This window comes from Devosia sp. WQ 349K1, from assembly GCF_016595685.1.
Lineage (GTDB): Bacteria > Pseudomonadota > Alphaproteobacteria > Rhizobiales > Devosiaceae > Devosia.
The window spans coordinates 42782-65005 of sequence record NZ_JAENGO010000009.1 but is presented as its reverse complement, the minus strand read 5'-3'; the positions used below and the strand labels follow the sequence as shown (position 1 = coordinate 65005).

23 protein-coding genes are annotated in these 22224 nt (G+C 57.8%); 9 read left to right on the top strand and 14 right to left on the bottom strand.

Going from position 1 to position 22224, the window contains the following annotated elements:
• Nucleotides 1–19: 19 nt before the first annotated feature.
• The 12 genes from JHL21_RS16700 to JHL21_RS16645 form a co-directional block, all read right to left on the bottom strand.
• The gene (locus JHL21_RS16700) at nt 20–802 is read right to left on the bottom strand and encodes an ABC transporter ATP-binding protein (protein WP_169196262.1); all 783 of its coding nucleotides are present in this window, start codon (nt 800–802) and stop codon (nt 20–22) included.
• Between the two features lie 2 nt (nt 803–804).
• Nucleotides 805–1533, bottom strand: a complete 729-nt coding sequence (locus JHL21_RS16695) for an ABC transporter permease (RefSeq protein WP_182395948.1) — start codon at nt 1531–1533, stop codon at nt 805–807.
• Nucleotides 1534–1603: 70 nt separating this feature from the next.
• Nucleotides 1604–2752 (bottom strand): ROK family protein, encoded by a 1149-nt coding sequence (locus JHL21_RS16690; protein WP_200214771.1) that lies wholly within the window; start codon nt 2750–2752, stop codon nt 1604–1606.
• Between the two features lie 211 nt (nt 2753–2963).
• The gene (locus tag JHL21_RS16685) at nt 2964–3581 is read right to left on the bottom strand and encodes a hypothetical protein (RefSeq protein WP_200214769.1); all 618 of its coding nucleotides are present in this window, start codon (nt 3579–3581) and stop codon (nt 2964–2966) included.
• The gene (locus JHL21_RS16680; RefSeq protein ID WP_200214767.1) at nt 3581–4189 is read right to left on the bottom strand and encodes a hypothetical protein; all 609 of its coding nucleotides are present in this window, start codon (nt 4187–4189) and stop codon (nt 3581–3583) included. Before JHL21_RS16680 ends, JHL21_RS16685 begins: the two co-directional genes overlap by 1 nt.
• Complete coding sequence (locus JHL21_RS16675) at nt 4186–4983, bottom strand: ABC transporter ATP-binding protein (protein WP_200214766.1); 798 nt, start codon at nt 4981–4983, stop codon at nt 4186–4188. The genes JHL21_RS16680 and JHL21_RS16675 overlap by 4 nt, the downstream gene beginning before the upstream one ends.
• The gene (locus JHL21_RS16670; protein ID WP_200214764.1) at nt 4980–6014 is read right to left on the bottom strand and encodes an iron ABC transporter permease; all 1035 of its coding nucleotides are present in this window, start codon (nt 6012–6014) and stop codon (nt 4980–4982) included. The genes JHL21_RS16675 and JHL21_RS16670 overlap by 4 nt, the downstream gene beginning before the upstream one ends.
• A complete protein-coding gene (locus JHL21_RS16665; RefSeq protein WP_200214762.1) occupies nt 6007–7056 on the bottom strand; it encodes an ABC transporter substrate-binding protein in 1050 nt (349 codons plus the stop codon). Before JHL21_RS16665 ends, JHL21_RS16670 begins: the two co-directional genes overlap by 8 nt.
• Before the next feature lie 286 nt (nt 7057–7342).
• Nucleotides 7343–8041 (bottom strand): fumarylacetoacetate hydrolase family protein, encoded by a 699-nt coding sequence (locus JHL21_RS16660; protein WP_169196270.1) that lies wholly within the window; start codon nt 8039–8041, stop codon nt 7343–7345.
• A 15-nt stretch (nt 8042–8056) separates the two neighbouring features.
• Complete coding sequence (locus JHL21_RS16655) at nt 8057–8920, bottom strand: ABC transporter permease (protein ID WP_182395330.1); 864 nt, start codon at nt 8918–8920, stop codon at nt 8057–8059.
• A complete protein-coding gene (locus JHL21_RS16650) occupies nt 8910–9734 on the bottom strand; it encodes an ABC transporter ATP-binding protein (protein WP_200214761.1) in 825 nt (274 codons plus the stop codon). Before JHL21_RS16650 ends, JHL21_RS16655 begins: the two co-directional genes overlap by 11 nt.
• Nucleotides 9731–10729: an ABC transporter substrate-binding protein gene (locus JHL21_RS16645; RefSeq protein WP_200214759.1), complete on the bottom strand. Its 999-nt coding sequence runs from the start codon at nt 10727–10729 to the stop codon at nt 9731–9733. The genes JHL21_RS16650 and JHL21_RS16645 overlap by 4 nt, the downstream gene beginning before the upstream one ends.
• A 106-nt stretch (nt 10730–10835) precedes the next feature.
• On the opposite strand from JHL21_RS16645, the gene JHL21_RS16640 reads away from it, so the two are divergent.
• Nucleotides 10836–11525 (top strand): GntR family transcriptional regulator, encoded by a 690-nt coding sequence (locus JHL21_RS16640; protein ID WP_169196273.1) that lies wholly within the window; start codon nt 10836–10838, stop codon nt 11523–11525.
• 2 nt (nt 11526–11527) lie between these two features.
• Here JHL21_RS16640 and JHL21_RS16635 read toward each other — a convergent pair whose 3' ends face one another.
• The gene (locus JHL21_RS16635) at nt 11528–12154 is read right to left on the bottom strand and encodes a TetR/AcrR family transcriptional regulator (RefSeq protein ID WP_199530713.1); all 627 of its coding nucleotides are present in this window, start codon (nt 12152–12154) and stop codon (nt 11528–11530) included.
• Between the two features lie 437 nt (nt 12155–12591).
• Between JHL21_RS16635 and JHL21_RS16630 the strand changes: the two genes are divergently transcribed.
• Nucleotides 12592–13737 (top strand): FAD-dependent monooxygenase, encoded by a 1146-nt coding sequence (locus JHL21_RS16630; protein ID WP_200214758.1) that lies wholly within the window; start codon nt 12592–12594, stop codon nt 13735–13737.
• A 31-nt stretch (nt 13738–13768) separates the two neighbouring features.
• A complete protein-coding gene (gene dctP / locus JHL21_RS16625; protein ID WP_169196276.1) occupies nt 13769–14776 on the top strand; it encodes a TRAP transporter substrate-binding protein DctP in 1008 nt (335 codons plus the stop codon).
• 108 nt (nt 14777–14884) lie between these two features.
• Here the strand turns inward: dctP and JHL21_RS16620 are convergent, their stop codons facing one another.
• Nucleotides 14885–15274 carry a RidA family protein gene (locus JHL21_RS16620; RefSeq protein WP_169196277.1) on the bottom strand — a complete coding sequence of 130 codons (390 nt, stop codon included), beginning with the start codon at nt 15272–15274 and terminating at the stop codon, nt 14885–14887.
• A gap of 247 nt (nt 15275–15521) precedes the next feature.
• On the opposite strand from JHL21_RS16620, the gene hpaD reads away from it, so the two are divergent.
• The 6 genes from hpaD to hpaH all read left to right on the top strand — a co-directional run bounded on the left by hpaD (nt 15522) and on the right by hpaH (nt 22223).
• On the top strand, nt 15522–16541 hold the full coding sequence (hpaD, locus tag JHL21_RS16615; RefSeq protein WP_200214756.1) for a 3,4-dihydroxyphenylacetate 2,3-dioxygenase: 1020 nt from the start codon (nt 15522–15524) through the stop codon (nt 16539–16541).
• Nucleotides 16542–16567: 26 nt separating this feature from the next.
• Nucleotides 16568–17902 (top strand): FAD-dependent monooxygenase, encoded by a 1335-nt coding sequence (locus JHL21_RS16610; protein WP_169196279.1) that lies wholly within the window; start codon nt 16568–16570, stop codon nt 17900–17902.
• A gap of 39 nt (nt 17903–17941) precedes the next feature.
• Nucleotides 17942–18985 carry an amidohydrolase family protein gene (locus JHL21_RS16605; protein WP_169196280.1) on the top strand — a complete coding sequence of 348 codons (1044 nt, stop codon included), beginning with the start codon at nt 17942–17944 and terminating at the stop codon, nt 18983–18985.
• 88 nt (nt 18986–19073) lie between these two features.
• Nucleotides 19074–20528: an NADP-dependent succinate-semialdehyde dehydrogenase gene (gene gabD / locus JHL21_RS16600; RefSeq protein ID WP_200214755.1), complete on the top strand. Its 1455-nt coding sequence runs from the start codon at nt 19074–19076 to the stop codon at nt 20526–20528.
• Between the two features lie 25 nt (nt 20529–20553).
• Nucleotides 20554–21423, top strand: coding sequence for a fumarylacetoacetate hydrolase family protein (locus JHL21_RS16595; protein WP_200214754.1), 870 nt, complete (start codon nt 20554–20556; stop codon nt 21421–21423).
• Nucleotides 21423–22223, top strand: coding sequence for a 2-oxo-hept-4-ene-1,7-dioate hydratase (hpaH, locus tag JHL21_RS16590; protein WP_199530766.1), 801 nt, complete (start codon nt 21423–21425; stop codon nt 22221–22223). The genes JHL21_RS16595 and hpaH overlap by 1 nt, the downstream gene beginning before the upstream one ends.
• Nucleotide 22224 lies beyond the last annotated feature (1 nt).

Here is a 22224-nt window from a genome sequence, read left to right as displayed (position 1 = left end):
CACTCTCCCTTGAGTTTTCTTATGAATGGCTTGGCTGCGAGTAAACAGCGTGCCAAACCTTATTGCGGATTTCCGCAAATTCTGGCGACAGACGCAGTTCGTCATTGCGCGGGTAGGGGAGATCAACATTGATGACCTCCTGCAGGCGGCCCGGACGGGCAGCCATGACGATTACGCGATTGGCGAGATAGACGGCCTCGTCAACGTCGTGGGTAATAAACATCACCGTGCGGCGTTCTTTAGACCAGGTGTCGAGCAATTGATCCTGCATACGGACGCGGGTCAGCGCATCGAGCGCACCGAAAGGCTCATCCATCAGCAGAACCTTTGGGTTCACCGCATAGGCACGAGCAATCGCGCAGCGCTGCTTCATGCCGCCCGAGAGCATTTTGGGCAGCGCATCGGCGAAGTCGCTGAGGCCCACGAGACCGATATAGTGGTCCGCAATGCGACGGCGCTCTGCCTTGTCGATGCCCTTGAGCTTGAGGCCAAACTCAACGTTCTCGCGAACGGTGAGCCATGGGAACAGCGCGTATTGCTGGAAGATCACACCACGGTCGGGGCCCGGACCGTTGACGGGTTCACCGTCAACGAGGCACTGGCCGCTCGTGACATCGAGCAGGCCGGCCACAATGTTCATGGCTGTGGACTTGCCGCAACCGGAAGGCCCTACAACGGTGATGAACTCGCCATCGTAAACATCGAGATTGAGATTTTGCAGCGCGGTGAAATTGCCCTTATCGGTGCCAAATTCACGGCCAACATTCTCAAAACGGATTTTGACGTCTTGCGTGTTCGACATGCTTAGATTCTTTCCTGCCAGACGGTCAGCTTGCGCTCGGTGAAGCTGACGACGCGATCCATGATCAGGCCCAGTACGCCGATAGAAATCAGCGATACGAAGATGACCGGCAGATCGTAGTAGAGCTGGCCCTGCTGCATGCGGAAGCCGAGGCCCGCCTGCGCTGCAATCAGTTCTGCGGCCACAACGGTTGCCCATGCGGAGCCGAGGCCAATACGGAAACCAACCAGAATGAACGGTGTCGATGCTGGGATAACCACGCGTGTGAAGATGACCCAGTCCGACGCACCCAGAACGCGGGCTGCGTTGATAAAGGTCTTATCGACGCTGATCACGCCCTGATACGCTGCAACAACCGACGACAGGAACGAGGCCAAGAAGATCACGAAGATCTTGGGCGTTTCGTCGATGCCCATGGTCACGATAGCGAGCGGAATGATCGCCAGTGGTGGGATCACGCGGAAGAACTGGATCCAAGGATCGATCAGACCACGCGCAACCTTATACCACCCCATCAAGAACCCGACGGGGATCGCAAGGAGTACGCCAAGGGCAAAGCCGGTGAGAACGCGTGTCAGCGACGCGCGCACGTCCACCCACCACTGGCCAGAGCTAAACGAGCGAATGAACCGTTCGAGTACTTCTACGGGGCCGGGCAAAGGGGTGGTGGTCAGCGACGTAGCAATCCACCAGAGAGCCAGACCACCAGAGATAGACAGCGTGGTCAGCATCACAGCTGATCTGTCCACGGTGAAGCCTGATTTACGCGCTGGAGGCGCAGCTTCGGTATCTCCCATTGAACTATCCTTCAAAGACATATTTCTCGAGCGCGACACAGGCAGCCCCAAGGGCGCCAGCATCGGGCACTAAGTGAGCACGTTCGATCCGAACGCCTTCAAACTGGCGCATCAGACGTGGGGTGAGATCAGACTTGAGCTGATCGATGAATTCTTGTGGTGCCTCGCCCAAATGGCCGCCGAGCAAAATCAGATCGGGGCCGAGCAGGGTGATGGATGTGGCAAGGGTCTGTACGAATTGCTCGTAGGGCAGGGCCCAAACCTCAGCATTGGCGCGTGCAGCCGCGATCAATCCCTCTTCGGGGACGTGATCGAGTTGTAGCGCCGACAACAGCGCCGGTTCAGAGAAGCGGGCTTCCAGACAGCCACGTGTGCCACACACACAGCTCAGGCCGTGCGGCTCGACCACCACATGACCGATTTCGATTGGGCCGGGCGAATTGGCTTCGCCATTACGGAAATGCACAAGGCCCGCGCCAAGACCGGATCGCATATAGATATGCAAAACCGAAGCATTGCCCGCCCCGGCGCCATAGATGGCTTCCGCCAAGGCAATGGCCGAAGCGTTGTGTTCGAGCACGACCGGCAAAGCCAGTCTCTGTTCGATACGGTCCGCGAAGGGCACTGCTTGCCCAGAGCGTTCGAGTTTCGAATAAAGATTTGAGCGCTTGGCCGCGTCGACCTTACCCGGAACGCCCACACCAACACCGGCTATTCTGGTGCGCGGGAGCTGGCTGTCTTCGATGAGCCTATTAGAAATTTTGCTCACCAAATCAATCATGTCGTCGACTGTCGTCTTCGTCTGATCGAAGTTGGCGCTGGCTGTCTGCTGCACGGTCAGGGCAGAGTCCACCAAAGCAACGCTAATGCGTCCATAGCCAATATTGGCGCCAATGACGTAAGCGCCACTGGGGTTGAACGCGAGCAGGGATGGGGGACGGCCCATTGGGCTAGGCGCTGTCGTGTCGGCTTCTAAAACCAGACCGCGGGAAATGGATGCGGCCGCCAGCTTGGTCAGCACCGATGCGGAGACACCGATACCCCTTGCCAGATCAGCACGTGACTGTGCACCGCCATCGCGCAGCATAGTCAGCAATTTCCCGGACGTGCTTTTCACAGCCCAATTCCCCCACAGATCGGAAATATCTTTCATACTTTCTTTCTACTGACAAGAAAGTATTTTCGTCGGGGTTGAGTGCGTGTTTTTGGGCGTTTTTAGCGCCACCTCTTTGGTGCGCATGGCTTTTTGGGTGAAGTCCTAGCCCCAAAGAAACTTGGGCGCTACGACATCACAGGAATGTCACAGCGCCCAAAATGACTCGGGTCAGCGCAGAATGCGCCGCTCAATCGGGGTCGTTTATGCGTTAGCGGGCGCGGATCGCGTCTTTCGTGCGCAGCCAGGGAAGCAGACCATCCAAGAATCGTGTGGCCGACGGCATAAAATGGCGGCCGTGATGCGAGAATGGATCAAGGCTCGTGATGATCATGCGCCCCTTGGTCGTCACATCGTCGATGTAAAGGATCGGCCGATTGTCAGGGCCAGTCGCCAACACTTCAGCGCCTTCTGGCACATTGTAGAAGCCGTGCAGATGCCAGGTGATCGCCTTGTGGTCGATGTATTGGAAGAGGCTGTGCTCAGGCTTGGCGATTTCTGTCCCGAGCGTTTCACCCGGCGTCAGCCACCACCAAAAATTGGTCGGGCAGGGGTCAAAGCTGACATTTGGCAGCCACTGCTCATTCTTGCTGCGGCCACTGGCGAACAGCGTCCCGCCACGCTCCAGAAAATCGAGTAGAACCTGCTGCTTGGCCAAGATGCGATGCACCGGCGTGTGGCATGGAATGATGAGCACATCATGCCCTTCTAGCGCTTCGGCGGAGAGCTCTTCCGGACGCAAGGCCAGATCAAAATACTCGCGAAAGCGCGGGCCTTCGAGGCATTCGAGCTGGAAGCAGGCACCGGAGTTTACAAACACAACGCCCATTACATCTCTCCCTTACACCAAGCCACGAGCTTGGGTGCCATTGCCTTGCGCGCATCGGGCTGGTTGCCCACCACCCAAAGGTCATTGCCGGAGTGGTTGAACACCACGCCCCCCTTTGGACGCTCCCAAATCCAGTCGACCGGAACCTGTCGCTCCCCAAAAACCTGAATGGCTTCAGCCCCTTCCGGCATAGGGTTGTGGCCGCGCCCATAAAAGCCCACCACGCCCTTATTGGACTCAAGCGCTTCCGTGGGCACGTCAGCAAAGATGGCGTGCTCGCGCAGGCGGAAGAGATTGAAGTCTGGACGCTTCGGCTTTTTCATCGGCACGAAAATCCCCGGACCATCGATAAAGGGCCGCAGCATATGGCACATGATGGCGATGCGGCCGCCACGATCCAGAAGCGCTTCTAGCGCAGGCTTGATTTCCATCAGGGCAATCTGATCGACCGCGAGCGGCAGGATCAGACCTTGGGCGTCGGCGAGATCATCCGCTGTAACATCGGATTGACGCAGCCAGCGCAGATCACCGGCCGCAACGCTTGGCTCAAAGCTGGAGGCAACGCCTCCGTCTCCATTGTGCAGGAGGACCACTGGCGCTTTGGTCATTGTGAAAGCTCTCGTAGAATTTGAGTGTATTTAGGCGCGATCAGAACGTCGCCATCGGCAGTGACGGATTTCGAAACCGGCACTGAGAACGTGTCTTCAAGCAACTGCTCGGTAAGGGTCGTGCTGACCGGACCGAACACCGGTCCGCGTGTTTTGGACAGCACCAAGACTTGCCCGCCGCAGACTAAGGCATGCTCTGGATCATGGGTGGTGACGATGACGGTATTGCCACGCTCGCGCAGGCGCTGGATTGCGGCGATCACCTGCATCTGATTGGCAATATCGAGATGCGACGTCGGCTCGTCGAGCACCACCACTTGCGATTGTTGGGCCAGCGCACGGGCAATACGCACCATCTGCCGCTGACCGCCCGAAAGTGATGGCAGTTCACGATCGGCGAGATCGGCCACGCCCATCACCTCGAGCACCGCTGAGGCGATCTCCTCGTCCTTCTTGCCCGGACGTTCAAACAGCCCCAGATGCGGTGCGCGCCCTGTCAGCACGGTTTCGCGCACAGTCAGCGCAAAGGTCATGTTCTCGCTCTGCGAAACTAGTGCAATGGCCTTGGCACGATCGCGAATGCTCATGTCTTTCAGCGGCTTGCCGAGCAGTGTCACAGTGCCACTGATGGGGTTGGAGAGCCCGGTGATGGCGCGCAGCAGCGTCGTTTTACCAACGCCATTGGGCCCGAGAATATTGAGAACGTCGCCTTTTGCGAGTTCGCAATTGAGGTCGCGGACCAGCACGTTCTTGCCATAGCCGGTGGCGACTTTGCTGAGGCCAAGGGCGGTCATGACCAACCCTTTCCGCTACGTGCAAGCAGGACAGCAAAGAACGGCGCGCCGACGAGGGCGGTGACGATGCCCAGCGGAATTTCCGCCATGACAAGGGTGCGGGCGAGCGTATCGACGATCAGCAAGAACGTCGCGCCCAGGGCCATGGACATCGGAATGAGTTTGACGTGGTCGGGGCCGACAATCATGCGCGCCAGATGCGGGGCCACCAGCCCAACCCAACCGACGATCCCGCAGGTCGAAACTGCGGCCGCACAGAGCAGAGTGCCAAGCGTGATGTGCAAAATGCGCTCGCGCTTGACGTTCACGCCGAGCAGCTGCGCCTGTTCATCGCCAGAGGTGAGCAAGTTCAGCCGCCAGCGCAGCAGATAGACCAGCACCATCGCCGGGATCGCCACCACGGCGATATTGATGAACGCATCCGTGCCAGCCGCGGAGAGCGAGCCGAGCAGCCAATATTCGATCACCGGCAGCTTGTTCTCGGTGTCGGCGGTATATTTCAGAAGGCCGAGGAGGGCGGTGAACACCGAGCTCGTAATCGTGCCGGAGAGGATCAACACCAGCGTGTTGGAATTCTTATAAAGCCGCGCCAAGAGCACAGCGGCAATCACTGCCAGCCCGCCAAAGGCAAAGGCATAAAGCTGAATGGTCAGCGTGCCGCCGCCCTGCAAAATCGCCACAGCCGCACCAAAACCGGCACCGGCGGAAACGCCGAGCAGGAAGGGGCTGACCAGCGGATTACGGAAGACGCCTTGGAAGCTCACGCCGCTCGACGCCAGACACGCGCCAACCAGCAAGGCCACGCCAATGCGCGGCAGGCGGATATTGAAAATGACCGTTTCTACGCGCGCATTCCAATCGACGGGAATGTCGATGAAGCGCGATAGGATCACTTTGATAACAGTAACAGGATGAATGCCGTAGCGGCCTGCATTCATGGCGAAAAGGCTCGCCGCGATCATGCAAACGCAGGTGATCGGCAAGGCGGCGCCGGACAAAGTCCGGCGCACAAGGCTGTCGCGATTAGTCACGCGCGTAACCGATGCGGTAGAAGGTCTGGTAGTAGTCCTGAACCATCGCTTCTAGGTCGAGATCGGCATAGAGTTCTGGATAGAACAGCGAGCCGAGATAGGCTTCGCCGAGGCCGAGGCTTTCCGGTGCCGGATGGCCATTCGGGCGCACAAATTCTGGCAGCAGGTAGACCTTGCCGTTCTTGACGGCGTCGATTTCGGCCCATTCGGCCTTGGTGGTGATCGCCTCATAGGCTTCCACCGAACGCTCTTCGACGATGATCACTTCCGGGTTCCACGCCAGGACCTGCTCAAGGGTCACGGTCGCATTGCCGTGCAACTCGCCAGCAACGTTAAAGCCACCCGCCTGTTCGATGATCAGGCCGGTATACTTGCCCGCGCCACGGGTGCTGGTTTCGGACGAGGCGAGATAGACGCGGGTGCGATCTTCTTCAGGGATGCCTGCAGTGCGTTCATCCGCAATCGCACGACCCTTTGCCATCGCCGCAACAAGCTTTTCGGCCTGTTCTTCCTTGCCGTAAATCTCACCGAGCAGTTCCACAGCCCCGGTCACACCAGCGGTGTAGGCGGCCTTCTCGTCTTCCAGCTCTGGGTCGGTCTTGCCATATTGGCTTTCCGGCAGGTCCGCGAAGGCGAGCGCGATGGTTGGGATATTGGCGTCTTCAAGCTGCTTGATTACGGCCGCATCCATAAAGTGCGGGATGATCACCAGATCTGGGTCCAGCTCCAGCAGGCTTTCCATGTTCACCGCGCGCAATTCGCCTGGCTTGGCGATGTCGATGAACTCGGGCGTGATCTTGCGGAAGCCGGGGCTCAGGCGCTTGTCCCAATCAACCAGAACGCCCGCCACCTGCGCTGTAGCATCCAGCTGTGCAACCACATCGAGCGCCTGATGGAAGAGAACGACCGACCGCTCAATCTTATCAGCGACAACAACTTCACGACCCATCTGATCGGTAAAGCTACGATCGGCGAAAGCCGGGGTGGAGATCAAAGCGATGGCAGTTGCGAGCGTAAGGGAGTGTGCGAAGGGGAGACGCATAATACAAACCTGATTTAGGAACTCAGATTTGCGTGCTCTAGTGCCATTCGCCGCCGAGTCCAAGCCCCAGTCTGGACGATTTAAGCCATTGGTTTTGAAATGATTGTTGATAACATGATGCAGTGGTTCATGTTTTCGGCCGACAGCGCCCCGCGCCGAGACCTTCTGACGCACAAACATCACGCAGCGTGGAAAAACCCCCGCGCCATAAAAATAGCCCCGCCGTTGGGCGAGGCTAAAAACCTTGTGGTGCGGTGCGAGCCGGTCGGCCCGCGAGCGGTTTGCGTTATTCAGCGGCTAGAATGTTCAGGCTGATGGGCTCGAGGCCTTCAACGCCACCTTCGATGCTCTGACCGGCAACGATAGCGCCAACACCGGCAGGCGTACCCGTGTAGATCACGTCGCCGGGCTGCAGGTGATAGTAGTGCGAAAGGTGCGAGAGCAGCTCTGGAACCGACCAGACCAGATCGGAGAGCTTTGCGTCTTGGCGGGTTTCGCCGTCGACCTTGAGCCAGATCGACTGCTCGCCAATCGCACCGAATTCCGCAGCCGGGGTGATCGCTGTCAAAACAGCTGACTGTTCAAAATCCTTGCCGAAATCCCACGGACGACCCTTGGCGCGTGCGACGAGCTGGAGGTCGCGGCGGGTCATGTCGAGGCCACAGGCGTAGCCGAACACCGCATCACTGACCTCATCGATAGACGCCTTAAACAGCGGCTTACCGATGACCACGACGAATTCCATTTCGTAGTGGTAGTTTTCGGTGCCCGGCGGATAAGGGATCGACGAGCCATTGGCGGTCAAAGCCAGCGGGTTCTTGAGGAAATAGAACGGAGTCTCGCGATCGACCTCAACACCCATTTCCTTGGCGTGGTCGGCATAGTTGCGACCCACGCAGAAGATACGGTGAACCGGATAGAGATCGTCGGTTCCGACAACTGGAACTGCCGGGAAAGACGGGTCAGCAAAGAGACGATTAGACATAGAAAACCTTATTTATCAGTCGTTTCCGCGACGGTTCTGCCAGAAGACAACGCGCTTCTCGGTGAACATGACGATGGCGTACATCGATAGCCCGACGAGGCTGAGATAGATGATGAGGGCAAACACGCGTGCCGTATCAAGCTGCGATGCAGCCACACGGATCAGTTCACCAAACCCCTTGCCGCCACCGAGGAATTCCGCGGTGATTGCGCCGGCCATAACTGACAGAGCCCCGATCTTCAGACCTGTAAAGATCTGCGGCAGACCAAAGGGGAACTTCATGCGGATGAGCGTTTGCAGGCGGTTAGCGCCCATGGTGCGGAACAGCATGTGAGCATTTTCGTCCGCAGATTGCAGGCCCGAGGCCGTGCCGACGATGATCGGGAATACCGATACAAAGGTTGCCAGAGCAATCTTGCTTTCGAGGCCAAAACCCAGCCAGGCGACAAACAGCGGCGCAAAGGCAATCTTGGGCATGGTGTCGATGGCAACCAGATACGGCATCACCGCGCGTTCGCCGAACTTGGTTTCACCAACCAGCGTGCCGAGCCCGATACCGATGATTGCGGCGAGCAAAAATCCGATCAGCACTTCCTGCGTGGTGATCCACAGCGCGGCCAGCATATAGCCACCGGTCGCCAGATTGAGCCCGACGGTGATGATCTGGTTCCACACCTGAAACGGTGTGGGCAGGATGACAGTGTTGATCAGGCCCGACATGGTCACGAGATGCCAGAGCGCAAAGATAATCGCGCCCAAGCCGAGAATGGCGACCGAGCGGGGCAGGCGGTCGATGGGCGATACTTTTTCGGTCCAAACGGTGGATGGAAACTCAGTTGTATCAACCAGCGGCGGGAGGACCTTGATGTTACTTCCCATGGTTCACACCAATATCTAGTCGGTTGCGGATGTAAGCAACGAGTTCGCCGAAATGAGGATCAAGCATCATCTCCAGCGTACGCGGACGCGGCAGGTCGATGATCACTTCTTCCATGATCCGACCGGGGCGTGCGCCCATGACAAAAACCTTGTCCGACAGCAGAACGGCTTCGGGGATCGAGTGGGTGATCAGGAATGTCGTGGCATTGCGCGCCATGCAGATGCGCTGCAATTCCATATTCATGTGGTCACGCACCAACTCATCGAGCGCCGAGAACGGCTCGTCGAGCAGCAGGATTTGCGGCTCGGTGATCAGCATTCTGCAGATCGAAGCGCGTTGCTGCATCCCGCCCGAAAGCTCTTTGGGATAAGCGTTTTCGAATCCCTGCAGACCAACCAGCTCCATCAGCGCTTCGGCATTGCTCCGTTGCGCGCGTGCAGCCGCTTTTCCGTGACGGATTTCAATGGGCTGAAGAATGTTCTCGATCGTGGTCATCCACGGCAGTAGCACCGCCTGCTGGAACATCATCCCAATGTCCGGGCGCGTGCCCAAAACGGGCGAGCCCGCCAGCATCACTGAGCCTGCCGTTGGCGATACCAGACCAGCCATGATCTTGAGCAAAGTAGATTTGCCGCAACCCGACGCGCCGATCACCGAGGTGAAACTGCCACGCGGCAGGTCAAAGCTCACATTTTCAAGCGCGGTAACGGCCTGTCGAGCGAAGGCCTTTTGGAGGTTGCGGACCTGATAGACCGCAGGAGCCGAAGCTCCTGCGTTTGTTGTTTCCAGACCCACAGAAGGGGACTGCGTCATTTGCCGTTCCAAGTGTCGATGAAGTCATTGGTGTAGACGACGCTGAGGTCTTCCAGTGGCTTTTCCAGCTCGCCGGAGGCCACAAGGCTTTCTTCCCATGCCTTCCAGGCGTCGAGGTCCTGATAGCCATAACCGAGCGAAGCATCGAACGGGGTCTGACGAATGATGATCTGGTCGATCAGCGCATTCGCGAACTCTTTGTCCTCAACTTCCTGCGGGTTTTCAGCGCCAATGTGCTGGATCAGAGCTTCGCGGTTTGCCGGATCAGCAGCCCACTTTGCACCCTTGACCACAGCGCGGCCGAAGGCTTCAACGTCGGACTTGTTCTCATCCAGATACGGCTGCATCGCTGCGAGCGCGTTGCCGAAGAAGGTCTTGAACTTGTCCGGTGTGATGTTGGTCAGCTTGACGCCACGGGCGTTCAGAATTGCCGCGTCGTTGGTCGCTGCCGCATAGGCATCGATATCGCCGCGCAGGAAACCGGCCGTAGCCTGGCCACCATCACCAACCACGAGGAAGGTGAAGTCCTTACCTTCTTCAAGGCCGGCTTCGGTCAAGATCGAGCGCGCAAACGCCGATTCAGACCCGTCAGCGGTACCGATACCGATGACTTTGCCCTTCAGCTGATCAGCCGAAGTGATTTCCGAACCTTCTTTGACCACGATCGAGAACGAGCTGAGTGGGTTGAGGCGGTAGATATTGGTGATTTCGACGCCACGCGAACGCGCCTGTAGCAGCGGGCCTGCACCCGGATTGCCGATCTGCGCCTGGCCAGCGGCCAGTGCCTGAATAACGGCACCCGAGCCGTTCAGGGCTTCGATGGTGACGTTGACGCCTTCGGCTTCAAAATAGCCTTCGCCCTGCGCGGCAATAATTGGCAGGAGCAGAACAGCCGATGGATTTGGGACCGCAACGGTGATGTCACCGGCAAATGCTGCTTGGCTGCTCATAATTGCGAAAGCAGATGCAGCGATCCAACCCTTGAAATGATCCATGATTTCTCCTCCAAACAAGATAATGGATTATTCTTATAAATTCGAATAGAATTCCATTTTGCGACTTTGTCAACCTGCGCTAGAACAGACCGGTCTGGGGGACGCCATGAACGAAGACAAACCTGATGAGCCGACCAAGCTGACGGCCGCGAGCCAAATCGCCTTGGAGTTACGTCAAGAAATATTGCAGGGCTCATTGCCGCCCGGCAGTCGTTTGCGCATTGAAGTGCTTCGTCAGCGCTTTTCGACTGCGATCAACCCTGTTCGAGAAGCGCTCAACCGCCTTGTTGCAGAAGGCTTAGTTGATCTGCAGGACCACAAAGGCTTCTCGGTCAGCCAGGTATCTTTGGAAGTATGGCGTGATCTGCTCGAGGCCCGGTGTATTCTAGAGGTTGAGGCGCTTCGCCGGTCCATCGCCAACGGCACCGAAGAGTGGCGCGACGAGATTGTCGTAAGCCTGCATCGGCTGACCCGCACGCCGCGATTCTTGGATGACGCGCGCAAAGTCCGGAATGATAAGTGGGAGGTCTACCACCACCGGTTCCACCGGGCGCTGGTGTCCTGCTGTGGCTCAGACAAAATTATGGCGATCTGCGATGACCTGCGGGAACAATCGGACCGCTATCGCGCAGTTGCCGCTTCATCGCATAAGCCCCGCACCGATTATGATGATGAGCACAAGGCGATCGCTGAAGCCGCAATGGCCGGAAATGGCGATGAGGCCGCAGGGCTATTGGAGCGTCACTACCGGAAAACGCTCAAGGTGATTGAGCAATATTTCGCTGAGCAGCACTGATCTCAATCGGCGCGGACGGCTGTTTCGTCCAGAACAAAAACCGCGTTGATCACCACGTCGATAGACTCGGCAATTTTCTGCATCACCGGATTATTGCCGGTGAGCATGGCAGTCATCAGATTGACGCTGCAGGTCGCGCCAAACAGCATGCCAGCGATGAGGTTGGAGCTGAGAGCAACGCGTCTGCGTTGTTCCGGTATCCGGTCGATCGCTTCCACAAGCGACGCGCGACTTTGATAAATACCCAGCTCCAGAAACGTATCCGCAATCCCGTTCTTGGAAATGCTCTCTCCAACAGCGAGCCGACACAGATTGATGTGGCGGGGCGACAGCACATGCTTTGAAATAATGCGCAATCGCTGGCGCACTTCGTCCACCGGGTCATGCGCCACGGCCTGCGATGCCCCGGCGTCCCACAAGTAAGAGGACGACACCAGCTCGCGCAGCAGTTCTTCTTTGTCAGCGAACATCACATAGAGCGTCTTCTTGCTCATGCCCGCTGCCTTGGCGATTTCGGTCATCGTTACGCCGGAATAGCCCTTGTCACAGAACAACCGTTCCGCATGTTCAAAGACCAGTTCACGTCGTTCTTCTGCTGCCATCGTCACTGGCCGGCCGACACGTGCCATACTCACTGCCTTCGCTTTATTCGCCGCTCTTTTCACCGACTGTGCACGGTAAGACACCGCCCGAACCTATTCTTGTCCATATACTGGAAAAGTCTCAAGATCGTTGGTGAAGACCCAAAACTTTGTGTGTCGCCAAAGCTGACACTCCGACCTCTCGTCTAAGTATCTGAAACTAAGATATTTTCTTTCCATCCTTTGTGGTGCCGCAAATGCTCCCACAGGTGGTCTGTCAGACCCATGGTTTTGCCTTTTTGTCCGCGAAATCCACGCGGAAAATACAGAAATCCAGCCAGTTTTTCCGCGCCGAACCTGCACCTTAGCGCCAAAACCCACCCTCATTCCGTCCAAAGAATTCCCCCGATATCCGATACTTGACTTGGGAAACTTCCAGGTTTCCTAATGGCGGCAACAAAGGAACTCTAGGGAGGAGGTTTCCGATGAAGGAAATCAAAGTTCTCGTTGTCGGAGGCGGGATCGGTGGACTCGCAACGGCTATTGCAATGCGTGGCAAGGGCTTTGCCGTCGACGTCATCGAACGCAGCTCCGATATGCATGCATCGGTTTTTGGCGTCGGCATTATTCAGCCTTTCAACGCCTTACGCGCTCTGGATGCTATTGGTTGCGCGCAGCAGTGTTTAGAATTTGGCTATTCCACCCGCGCTTGGGGTAAGACCCTGAATGCAGAAGGCGTCGAAGTTCGTCAGATGCCGGGTGCGACCATTCCCGGTTCTAACCTTCCGCCCATGAATGGCATTACCCGTCCAAAGCTGCACGAAATTCTGACCACGCGGGCCAATGACGTCGGCGTCAACATTGCCTATTCGACCACTGTTTCCAGCTACGAGCAGGGCGCACATGGCGTCGATGTGGTGTTCTCGAACGACACAGCGGCCCATTATGATGTGATGGTTGCGGCGGACGGCACCTATTCCAAGCTCCGCGAAGACATCACTGGCGACGACACCAAGCCCGCGTACAACGGCCAGTCGGCATTCCGCGTCAACATTCCACGCGTCATCGACGGGGAGATGGAGATTGACCGTATCATTCTTCAACACGCACCCCACGGCATGGCCGGGTTCGTGCCCATTGGTCCAGACTTGGCCTACATGTTCTTCAACACCAGTTGGGACAAGTCGGTTCGCTATGAGGCCGCGGAATTGCCAGCGGTCCTGCGCGAGCAGCTCAAGGGCTTTGGCGGCCTGACCGGCGCGGTGCGCGATCGTTACATCTCCGATGATGCCAATATCGTGCTGCGCCCCATTGAGTGGATGATTGCTGATGGCCCATGGCACCGCGACCGTCTCGTGATGATCGGCGATGCCGCACACGCATTCCTTCCGCACATGGGGCAGGGCGCTGCTCAGGCCATCGAAGATGGTGTCGTGCTCGCGGAAGCACTCGCCGAACACGACGATTACGAAGCCGCTTTCACCAGCTACTTCGAGCGCCGTTACGATCGTTGCCGCCGGGTTATTCAGGCCTGTGTGGACATCGGCGAATGGGAGAAGGGCCGTCTTAAAGACTTCGACAACGTGGCCACCACGCAGTCGATCATCGAGACCTTGGTCCAGCCCATTTAAATCCATCAACCTGTCATTCAAGGAGGAGAGAATGACACTACTGAAGCGCTTGGCTGTTTTGGCTGCGCTGGGGGCGTTTTCGTCCCCAGTCGCCGCCCAAACGGAAATTATTTTCAACACTTACCTGCCGGTTTTTGAAGTCACTCAGCAAGTCGCCGTGCGCGAATTTGCTGAGCGTATCGAAGCGGAAAGTAAGGGCGACATCGACATCCACATCCCTGATGTGTCGTTGGCCCCGATTGATCGCCAATATGAGATGATCCTTGATGGCATCTCCGACATGGCCTTCATTCCAACCAATACTGTCCCGCAGATTGTTGCGCTCAACCGTATTGCCGATCTGCCCGGCCACGCCCCATCGGCGTCCGCTGCCTCGCAGGCGCTCTGGGCCACCTATAAAGAGCACTTTGAACCCTTGAACGAATACAAGGGCTTGGTTGTTCTTTCGGTGCATGCCCTCCCAGGTCGCCAGTTCATGTCGATCAAGAAGCCTCTGGAAGAGGTTGCCGATTTCCAGGGCATGAAGCTGTGGACCCCACCGGGCGCGATGAGCGAAATCGTCACCGGTCTTGGTGGCGTGCCGGTTATGGAGCCCTTCACCAGTCTGCATGAGAACGTCAGCAAGGGCACTGTTGAGGGCTTGGTGATCACACCAGACTCCGCCAACTCGGCTCGCGTTCTGGAAGAAGCCCGTTTCCAGACCAAGATTGATGGTGGTCTGGGTTCAATCTCTTTTGCGGTGGTTATCCGTGAAGAGCGTTGGAACGAGCTGAACGACGAGCAGCGTGCTGCAATCGTCCGCGCTGCTGAAGGTTTACCAGCCCGCACAGGCGCAGCCGTTGATGCGCGTGAAGTCGAAGTTGCTGCCAAGTTTGATCATCTGGCTCAGGTTGAGCCATCGGCAGGATTGGTGGAAGCCATTACGCCGATTTTGGCTGGCCAGCTTGAAAACTGGAAAGAACTCGCGAAGTCGAAAGGTCTCGCCGATCCAGACGCTGCAATTGCGACCTACCGCGCGGCCCTCGCTGCCGCTCAATAAGAACAAGCTCCCTCCCGGAGCTCGGGGCTCGATCTTCGGATCGGGCCCTATTTGTCTTTCTGGCAGCCGAAAGAGAAAGGCCCGATCTTCCGATCGAGCCCTGAGTGGTTACTTGCTGGCGACGGCCACAAAATCACATTGCACCAGCATTCCTCCCTGCAAATCCGCCTGCACGGCCTGCCGGGTTGGGCGGTTCTGCGGATCGGGGAACATTTTCACCCAATGCGGATTGACCATGTCGCGCTGCGAGCGGTCTTTCATCAAAATGGTGATTTTGATGATGTCATCCGTGGTCAGGCCCGCCGCTTCCACGATGGTCCGCACATGGCCGAACATCAGCTCGCATTGCTTTTCCATGCCCTCAGTCGAGGTTGCCATTGTTTCGGGGTCGAAGCCATGAATACCGCCCGAGTAAACAATGTCACCGATCCGGCACGCAGCCGGTGTCGGGTTTTTATGGACGAAGCTATCGACGTAGATGCTCTGACGTTTCGACACGTTTAGGGCTTCCTCTTCCCAATCTTGTTTGGTGCCAGCAGCAGTCACAATCGTTGATTGTTCAAGGTAAAAGCCCACTCTTTTTCACATTACGGACAGGCTCTTGCTTGTCGGTGGGCGCATCCGGGCTGGGTGATTTTAGTTTTCGCTATGTGAACAAAAACGCCAGCTTCAGTTGAGGCAAACTTCAGCACGCGCTCAACGTGCCTACCAAGAAAAGTCAGCAATGACCCTGGGAGGCAGGTCCATGAGCATGGACGATATCGTTCTTCATCCGCCGTTCAACATCACGCGTTCGAGCCACATTGTGCTCACCGTGGCGGATCTCGACGCGTCTAAGGCATTCTACACCGATCTTTGCGGCTTGGTGGTCAGCGATGCCGATAGCGAAGCGGTCTATCTGCGCGGCATGGAAGAGGCGGCGCATCACTCGCTGGTTCTGCGCAAGGGGACCGATCCAGTCTGCCAGCGCGTTGGTTTCCGCGTGCAAACCGATGACGATATCCGTGCTGGGTATGACTACTTCCAGTCCAAGGGTGTTGAATCGTCCATCGTTGAAGTCCCGTATCAGGGCCTGACCCTGCATGTGCGTGACGCGGTGGGCGTGCCACTGGAGTTCACCTCCAGCATGGAACTGCGTCCGCGCCTGATGACGGCTTACGATCAATACCGCGGTGCCTCGGCCCAGCGTCTTGATCACTACCAACTGCAGTCGGCGAAGGTTCGCAAGAGCTACGAATTCTATCAGCCCCTCGGCTTCCGCACCTCCGAATACACCTTCTCGGAAAACGAAGACGGCTCCGAACACCTCTGGGGCGTGTGGATGCAGCGTAAGGGCAATCCGCACGATATCGTCTTTACCCATGGTCCTGGCCCGCGCCTGCACCACTTTGCCTACACCCTGCGCGACGCGTCCGACATGATCCGTGCTTGCGACGTTGCCGGTGCTCTTGGTTTGGGCCAGCGCCTCGAACGCGGTCCGGGCCGTCACGGCATTTCCGGTGCCATGTTCATCTACTTCCGCGATCCGGACGGGCATCGCATCGAGCTCTTCAACACCCATTACCAGCACATCGACATCGAACCCGCTGTGGGTTGGTCGCTGTCCAATCCCAAGCGTGCGGATCAGTGGGGCCTGCCGGCTCAGGAGCAGTGGTTTGCAGAAGCCACGCGCTTTGCTGGCGCCGAGCCGAGCCAGCCAGACGAAAACATCCCGCTGCCAACTCTTGAAAAGTTCTTGGCGCGCAAGGCGGCCGAACGCGCCTGACGCGCGGCCATTAGAGGAGAAATGACATGCTGAACATTGCCATTATCGGCGCTGGCCCCGGCGGCCTCGCACTGGCTCTGCGCTTGCAGCAGAAGGGGTTTAACCCCACGATTTATGAAGGCGCACCAGAGCTGAAGCCGCTTGGCGTTGGCGTCGACATCAAGATCTATGGCGTCAAGGAAATCACCGAAATGGGGCTCCTTGAAGAGTTCCAGTCGATCTCGGTGGAAGCCATCGACAGCATTTTCTACACGCGCTACGGCCAGATGATCTATGGCGAAAAGTGCGGCAAGCACATGGGCTATCCCCATGAGCAGCGCTTCGTTCATCGCGGCGATCTGCAGATGATGTTCTACCGTGCGGTCCTGGATCGTCTCGGCCCGAACTCTGTTCAGCTGGGCAAGCGTTGCACGGGCTTTGAACAGGATGAAACCGGCGTCACCATTCACTTCGAAGGTCTGGACGGCACCAAGTCCTCGGCCCGCCACGATGTGCTCATCGGCGCCGATGGCATCAAGTCCGCTGTCCGTAACCAGCTCGTTCCCTCGTCCTCGGCTAGCCACTATTCGGGCGTTGCCATGTGGCGCGGCGTCACCGTCATGCCTCCATTCCGCAATGGCGGCACGATCCTGCACATCGGCGATCCAATCGCTCAGGGTTCGATGATCGTTTATCCGATCACCAACAATGTCGACGGCAAGGGCAACCAGCTCGTCAACTGGGTGGTCGAACAGAACGGCCAGCCAAAGTCGCTGGAAGACTGGAACCAGCGCATGGATCAGGGCGAAATCGCCCACAATTTCGACGAGTGCAAACTCGATTTCGTCAACGTGGGTGAGATCATCCGCAATGCGCGCGAAGTCTATCTGTATCCGTTGATCGACCGCGATCCTCTCGACCAATGGTCGTTTGATCGCGTCACCCTCATCGGCGACGCCGCCCACGCCATGTATCCGCGTGGTGGCAATGGCCTGTGTCAGGCGCTGGTTGATGCCCGCGTTCTGGCTGAAAAGCTCGCTGAGATCGACAATCCCGCTGAAGCCTTCAAGGCCTATGAAGGCGTTCGCCGGGAATTCGCTAACCGTCTCGTCATTGCCAACCGCGGGGAAGGCCCCGAGGTCGTCCGTCGCATTGTCGAAGAACGCTCTGGCGGCAAGCCCTTCGACAATATCGAGGACATTTTCCCCATCGCCGAATGCGAGAAAATCTTCCTCGAATACCACCGCATGGCCGGCATGCAGCGTCCCGACGACGCTGGTCCGCTCGGCTTCCGTGACGAGGGCTTCTTCAACGAGGATCGCGCCAAGAAGGCCGCTGTCGAAAACGACATCGCTGGCGCCAAGGGCTCGGCGCGCGCTTAACGCGCGCCCTCCCGCCGTAGAGATTTGAAAGGACTACCCATGACCGTTATCGACGCCAATATGCACTGGCTGCCAGACACGCTCTTCACCGATGAGAGCCTGCGTGATCTGATGATGAGCTGCATTCCACGCCAGCACGGCATCCACGTTTCGATGGTGCCAGTCGAAGGCAAGGACATTCGCCAGATTATCATCGAAGAGCCAAAGGGCGTAGTGAACATCAACTACGCTGAAGGTCAGTACAACATTGAAAGCCAGCTGGCGGACATGGACAAGGCTGGCATCGACCAGGCTGTGTTCCGTATTCCAGTGTGGCAGGAATGGCTGAACCTTGAAGCCTCCAAGCGCCTCAACGATGGCCTTGCCGAATACATCTCGCGCTCCAATGGCCGCTTCACCGCGCTGGCGGTTTGCCCACCTTGGGGTTCCAAGGACATGATCCGCGAAGTCGAACGTTGCGTTGACGATCTCGGCTTCAAGGGCGTTCAGCTCGCTTGTAAGTATGGCAACATCTACCTCGATGACGAAGCCTTCTTCCCATACTTCGAATTCCTCAACGACCGTAAGCTGCCAGCAGTTGTGCACCACACCCCGCTGCCAGTCGATCACGGCTCGATCCTGACCTTCAACAACATGCGTCGCCAGTACGGTCGTTCGATCGCACAGGGTACCGCTATCGGTCGCGAACTCTTCTCGGGCCTCTTCGATCGCTTCCCAGAGCTGCGCCTGTCGCACTCCATGCTCGGCGGTGGTTTCTTCGCTTTCGTCGACATGCTGGTACCAAAGCCAAAGCACACCTATGGCGATGCTGTTGATCGTTTCGACACCGGTCGTTCCGATCTGCGCGCCCAGCTGCGCAAGAACCTCTTCTTCGATATCTCGGGTGCACCACAGTGGGGCAAGGCCCAGCTTGAATGCGCTATCGAAGTGCTTGGCGAAGACAACATTCTGTACGGCGGTTCCTACCCGATCCGTAAGGACTGGTTCTTCGATGGCGTTCCAACCGTCAATGGTCTGAACGTTTCTGACGAGATCAAGACCAAGGTTCTGTCGGGCAACGCCAAGAAGCTCTTCAATATCTGATAAAAATACAGCCGACGCCTGCTTTTGGGCGGGCGTCGGCGTTATGTTTTCCTTTGGAAACACGAAACACCTCCCAAAGGAGCGGGATATGACCCTGAAAGATCCGAGCCTTTTCCGTCAGGCTGCCCTTGTTGGCGACCGTTGGATTGAAGGCACAGCCGAAAACGGCTCTCCGGTAAATAACCCCGCCACCGGGGAAATCATTGGCTACACGCCAAAACTTGGCGTTGCCGAAACGCGCGAAGCTATTCTTGCTGCCGAAAAGGCGCAGAAGGCTTGGGCCGCACGCACCGCCAAAGACCGCTCGAACATATTGCGCAAGTGGTTCGACCTGATGATCGCCAATAAGGAAGATCTCGGGGCGATCCTGACCATGGAGCAGGGCAAGCCGCTTGCTGAAGCCATTGGCGAAATCACCTATGGCGCAAGCTTTATTGAATGGTTCGCCGAAGAGGCGCGCCGCGTCTATGGCGATCTCATTCCCGGCCACCGTCCCGATGCGCGCATCATGGTGATGAAGCAGCCTATCGGCGTGGTCGCTGCCATTACCCCATGGAATTTCCCCAATGCTATGATCACTCGCAAGGCGGGTCCGGCATTGGCGGCTGGTTGCGCTATGGTGCTCAAGCCCGCAGCCCAAACCCCATTCTCCGCCATTGCCCTCGCCGTTTTGGCTGAGCGCGCAGGGCTACCGTCGGGCCTGTTCTCGGTCATCACCGGCTCCTCGCGCGAAATTGGTGGCGAACTCACCGCCAGCCCCATCGTGCGCAAGCTCACTTTCACCGGCTCCACCGAAGTCGGCGCGGAACTCTATAAGCAAAGCGCCCCGACGATTAAAAAGCTCGGCCTTGAGCTGGGCGGCAATGCCCCCTTCATCGTCTTTGACGATGCCGATGTGGACGCCGCCATCGAAGGCGCTTTGATCGCTAAATTCCGTAACAATGGGCAAACCTGTGTCTGCGCCAACCGCATCTATGTGCAGGATGGTGTCTACGAAGAATTCGCCGCAAAGCTCGCTAAGGCGGTGGGTGGTCTCAAGGTCGGCAATGGCTTTGACGAAGGCGTCAATCTTGGCCCGCTGATCGACGAGAAAGCTATGGCCAAGGTCGATGAACACGTCTCTGACGCGGTCAGCAAGGGCGCGCGCCTTCTCCAGGGCGGCAAGGCCCACACGCTCGGCGGCACCTTCTACGAACCCACCGTTATCGCCGATGTGACGCAGGACATGGCCGTCGCACGCGAAGAAACTTTTGGGCCACTGGCCCCGATCTTCCGTTTCACCGACGAGGCCGATGTTATCCATCAGGCCAATGACACCGAGTTCGGTCTGGCGTCCTACTTCTACGCCCGCGATCTCTCGCGCGTCTTCCGCGTCGCCGAAGCGCTCGAATACGGCATGGTCGGGGTCAACACCGGCCTTGTCTCCACCGCCGAAGCGCCCTTTGGCGGGGTGAAGGCATCCGGCCTTGGCCGCGAAGGCTCGCGCTACGGCATCGATGACTTTGTTGAAATTAAATACGTCTGCTTGGGCGGCATCGCCTAAGCCTATACTTCCCAGGGGGGACCCGATGAGGCCGAAATTTGCCAGCTTTGTAACACCAGAGGGGGCGTCTTTCGGCCTCGTCAGAGATGACGGTGTCGTCGACATTGGTCGTCGTGACCAGCGCTATGCTTCGCTCAAAGCCGTGGTCGAGGCGGGGGCACTGTCATCCCTGGCAACCCAATATGCCGATACGCCTGTCGACCACGCGCTCGACGCGATCACCTTTTCCATCCCGCTCGCCGATCCAGAAAAGATCATCTGCGTCGGCGTCAATTTCCCAGACCGCAACGAAGAGTACAAAGATGGGCAGGACAGTAAGCCCAACCCGTCGCTGTTCATCCGCTTCCCGCGCAGTTTTACGGGCCACGGCCAGCCGCTCGTCCGCCCGCCCGAAAGTGTTCAGCTCGATTACGAAGGCGAAATCGCTATCATCATTGGCAAAGCGGGCCGCCGTATCGCTGAGGCAGACGCTTACGATCACATCGCCGCACTAACCCTTTGCAACGAGGGCACGCTGCGCGATTGGGTCCGCCACGCTAAGTTCAACGTCACCCAAGGCAAGAACTTTGACAATTCCGGCGCTATCGGCCCATGGCTGGTCCCCTTCGAGAACGCCGACCAGATTGCCGACATTCGCCTGACCACCAAGGTCAATGGCGAACTCCGTCAGGAAGATCGCACCAGCCGCATGATCTTCACCTTCCGCAAGATCATCGCCTACATCTCAACCTTCACCACACTCGTGCCCGGCGACATCATTGTCTGCGGCACCCCCACTGGCGCTGGCGCACGCTTTGATCCCCCGATCTGGCTCAAGCCCGGCGACGCCATCGAGGTCGAAGCCGAAGGCATCGGCCTGCTCCGCAATACCGTTGCCGATGAGGTATTTCCATGATGAACACGGCAGACGTCATCGACGCCGCTCAGTCGCTTGATGGGGCCGAAAAGTCCCGCCAGCAGATCGGCCTTTTGTCCCTAAAATACCCCGACATGACCATGGACGACGCCTATGCCGTCCAGGCCGAATGGGTGAAGCAAAAGATCGCCGCTGGCCGCAAGGTGATCGGCTGGAAGATCGGCCTCACCTCAAAAGCCATGCAGTACGCGCTGAACATCGACATCCCGGATTCCGGCGTGCTGTTCGACGATATGCTCTTTGAAGACGGCGCGACCATCCCGCCGGATCGCTTCATCCAACCGCGCATCGAAGCCGAAATCGCCTTCATCATGAAGTCCGATCTTTCCGGCCCCAATGTCTCGACCTTCGACGTTCTCAACGCCACCGATTACATCACCCCGGCGCTCGAAATCCTAGACACCCGCATTCTGCGCGTCGATCCTGAGACCAAGAAAACCCGTACCATTGTCGATACCATTTCCGACAATGCCGCCAATGCTGGCATCGTTCTCGGCGGCCGCGCCATGCGTCCCAACGAGGTCGATATGCGCTGGATGGGTGCGATTGTCTCGCGCAATGCCGAGGTCGAAGAAACCGGCCTTGGGGCAGGGGTTCTCAATCACCCCGCCCGTGGCATTGCCTGGCTGGCCAATCGCCTGCACCAATATGGCGACAAAATTTCCGCTGGCGAGATAGTGCTCGCGGGCTCGTTCATTCGCCCCGTCGAAGCGCGCCACGGCGACACCATCACCAGCGACTACGGTCCATTTGGCACCGTCAGCTGCCACTTCAAATAAG

Coding starts and splice junctions, on each gene's coding strand:
- JHL21_RS16700 (WP_169196262.1), bottom strand. CDS start 802: ATGTCGAACACGCAAGACGTCAAAATCCGTTTTGAGAATGTTGGCCGT.
- JHL21_RS16695 (WP_182395948.1), bottom strand. CDS start 1,533: ATGCTGACCACGCTGTCTATCTCTGGTGGTCTGGCTCTCTGGTGGATT.
- JHL21_RS16690 (WP_200214771.1), bottom strand. CDS start 2,752: ATGAAAGATATTTCCGATCTGTGGGGGAATTGGGCTGTGAAAAGCACG.
- JHL21_RS16685 (WP_200214769.1), bottom strand. CDS start 3,581: ATGGGCGTTGTGTTTGTAAACTCCGGTGCCTGCTTCCAGCTCGAATGC.
- JHL21_RS16680 (WP_200214767.1), bottom strand. CDS start 4,189: ATGACCAAAGCGCCAGTGGTCCTCCTGCACAATGGAGACGGAGGCGTT.
- JHL21_RS16675 (WP_200214766.1), bottom strand. CDS start 4,983: ATGACCGCCCTTGGCCTCAGCAAAGTCGCCACCGGCTATGGCAAGAAC.
- JHL21_RS16665 (WP_200214762.1), bottom strand. CDS start 7,056: ATGCGTCTCCCCTTCGCACACTCCCTTACGCTCGCAACTGCCATCGCT.
- JHL21_RS16660 (WP_169196270.1), bottom strand. CDS start 8,041: ATGTCTAATCGTCTCTTTGCTGACCCGTCTTTCCCGGCAGTTCCAGTT.
- JHL21_RS16655 (WP_182395330.1), bottom strand. CDS start 8,920: ATGGGAAGTAACATCAAGGTCCTCCCGCCGCTGGTTGATACAACTGAG.
- JHL21_RS16650 (WP_200214761.1), bottom strand. CDS start 9,734: ATGACGCAGTCCCCTTCTGTGGGTCTGGAAACAACAAACGCAGGAGCT.
- JHL21_RS16645 (WP_200214759.1), bottom strand. CDS start 10,729: ATGGATCATTTCAAGGGTTGGATCGCTGCATCTGCTTTCGCAATTATG.
- JHL21_RS16640 (WP_169196273.1), top strand. CDS start 10,836: ATGAACGAAGACAAACCTGATGAGCCGACCAAGCTGACGGCCGCGAGC.
- JHL21_RS16635 (WP_199530713.1), bottom strand. CDS start 12,154: ATGGCACGTGTCGGCCGGCCAGTGACGATGGCAGCAGAAGAACGACGT.
- JHL21_RS16630 (WP_200214758.1), top strand. CDS start 12,592: ATGAAGGAAATCAAAGTTCTCGTTGTCGGAGGCGGGATCGGTGGACTC.
- dctP (WP_169196276.1), top strand. CDS start 13,769: ATGACACTACTGAAGCGCTTGGCTGTTTTGGCTGCGCTGGGGGCGTTT.
- hpaD (WP_200214756.1), top strand. CDS start 15,522: ATGAGCATGGACGATATCGTTCTTCATCCGCCGTTCAACATCACGCGT.
- JHL21_RS16610 (WP_169196279.1), top strand. CDS start 16,568: ATGCTGAACATTGCCATTATCGGCGCTGGCCCCGGCGGCCTCGCACTG.
- JHL21_RS16605 (WP_169196280.1), top strand. CDS start 17,942: ATGACCGTTATCGACGCCAATATGCACTGGCTGCCAGACACGCTCTTC.
- gabD (WP_200214755.1), top strand. CDS start 19,074: ATGACCCTGAAAGATCCGAGCCTTTTCCGTCAGGCTGCCCTTGTTGGC.
- JHL21_RS16595 (WP_200214754.1), top strand. CDS start 20,554: ATGAGGCCGAAATTTGCCAGCTTTGTAACACCAGAGGGGGCGTCTTTC.
- hpaH (WP_199530766.1), top strand. CDS start 21,423: ATGAACACGGCAGACGTCATCGACGCCGCTCAGTCGCTTGATGGGGCC.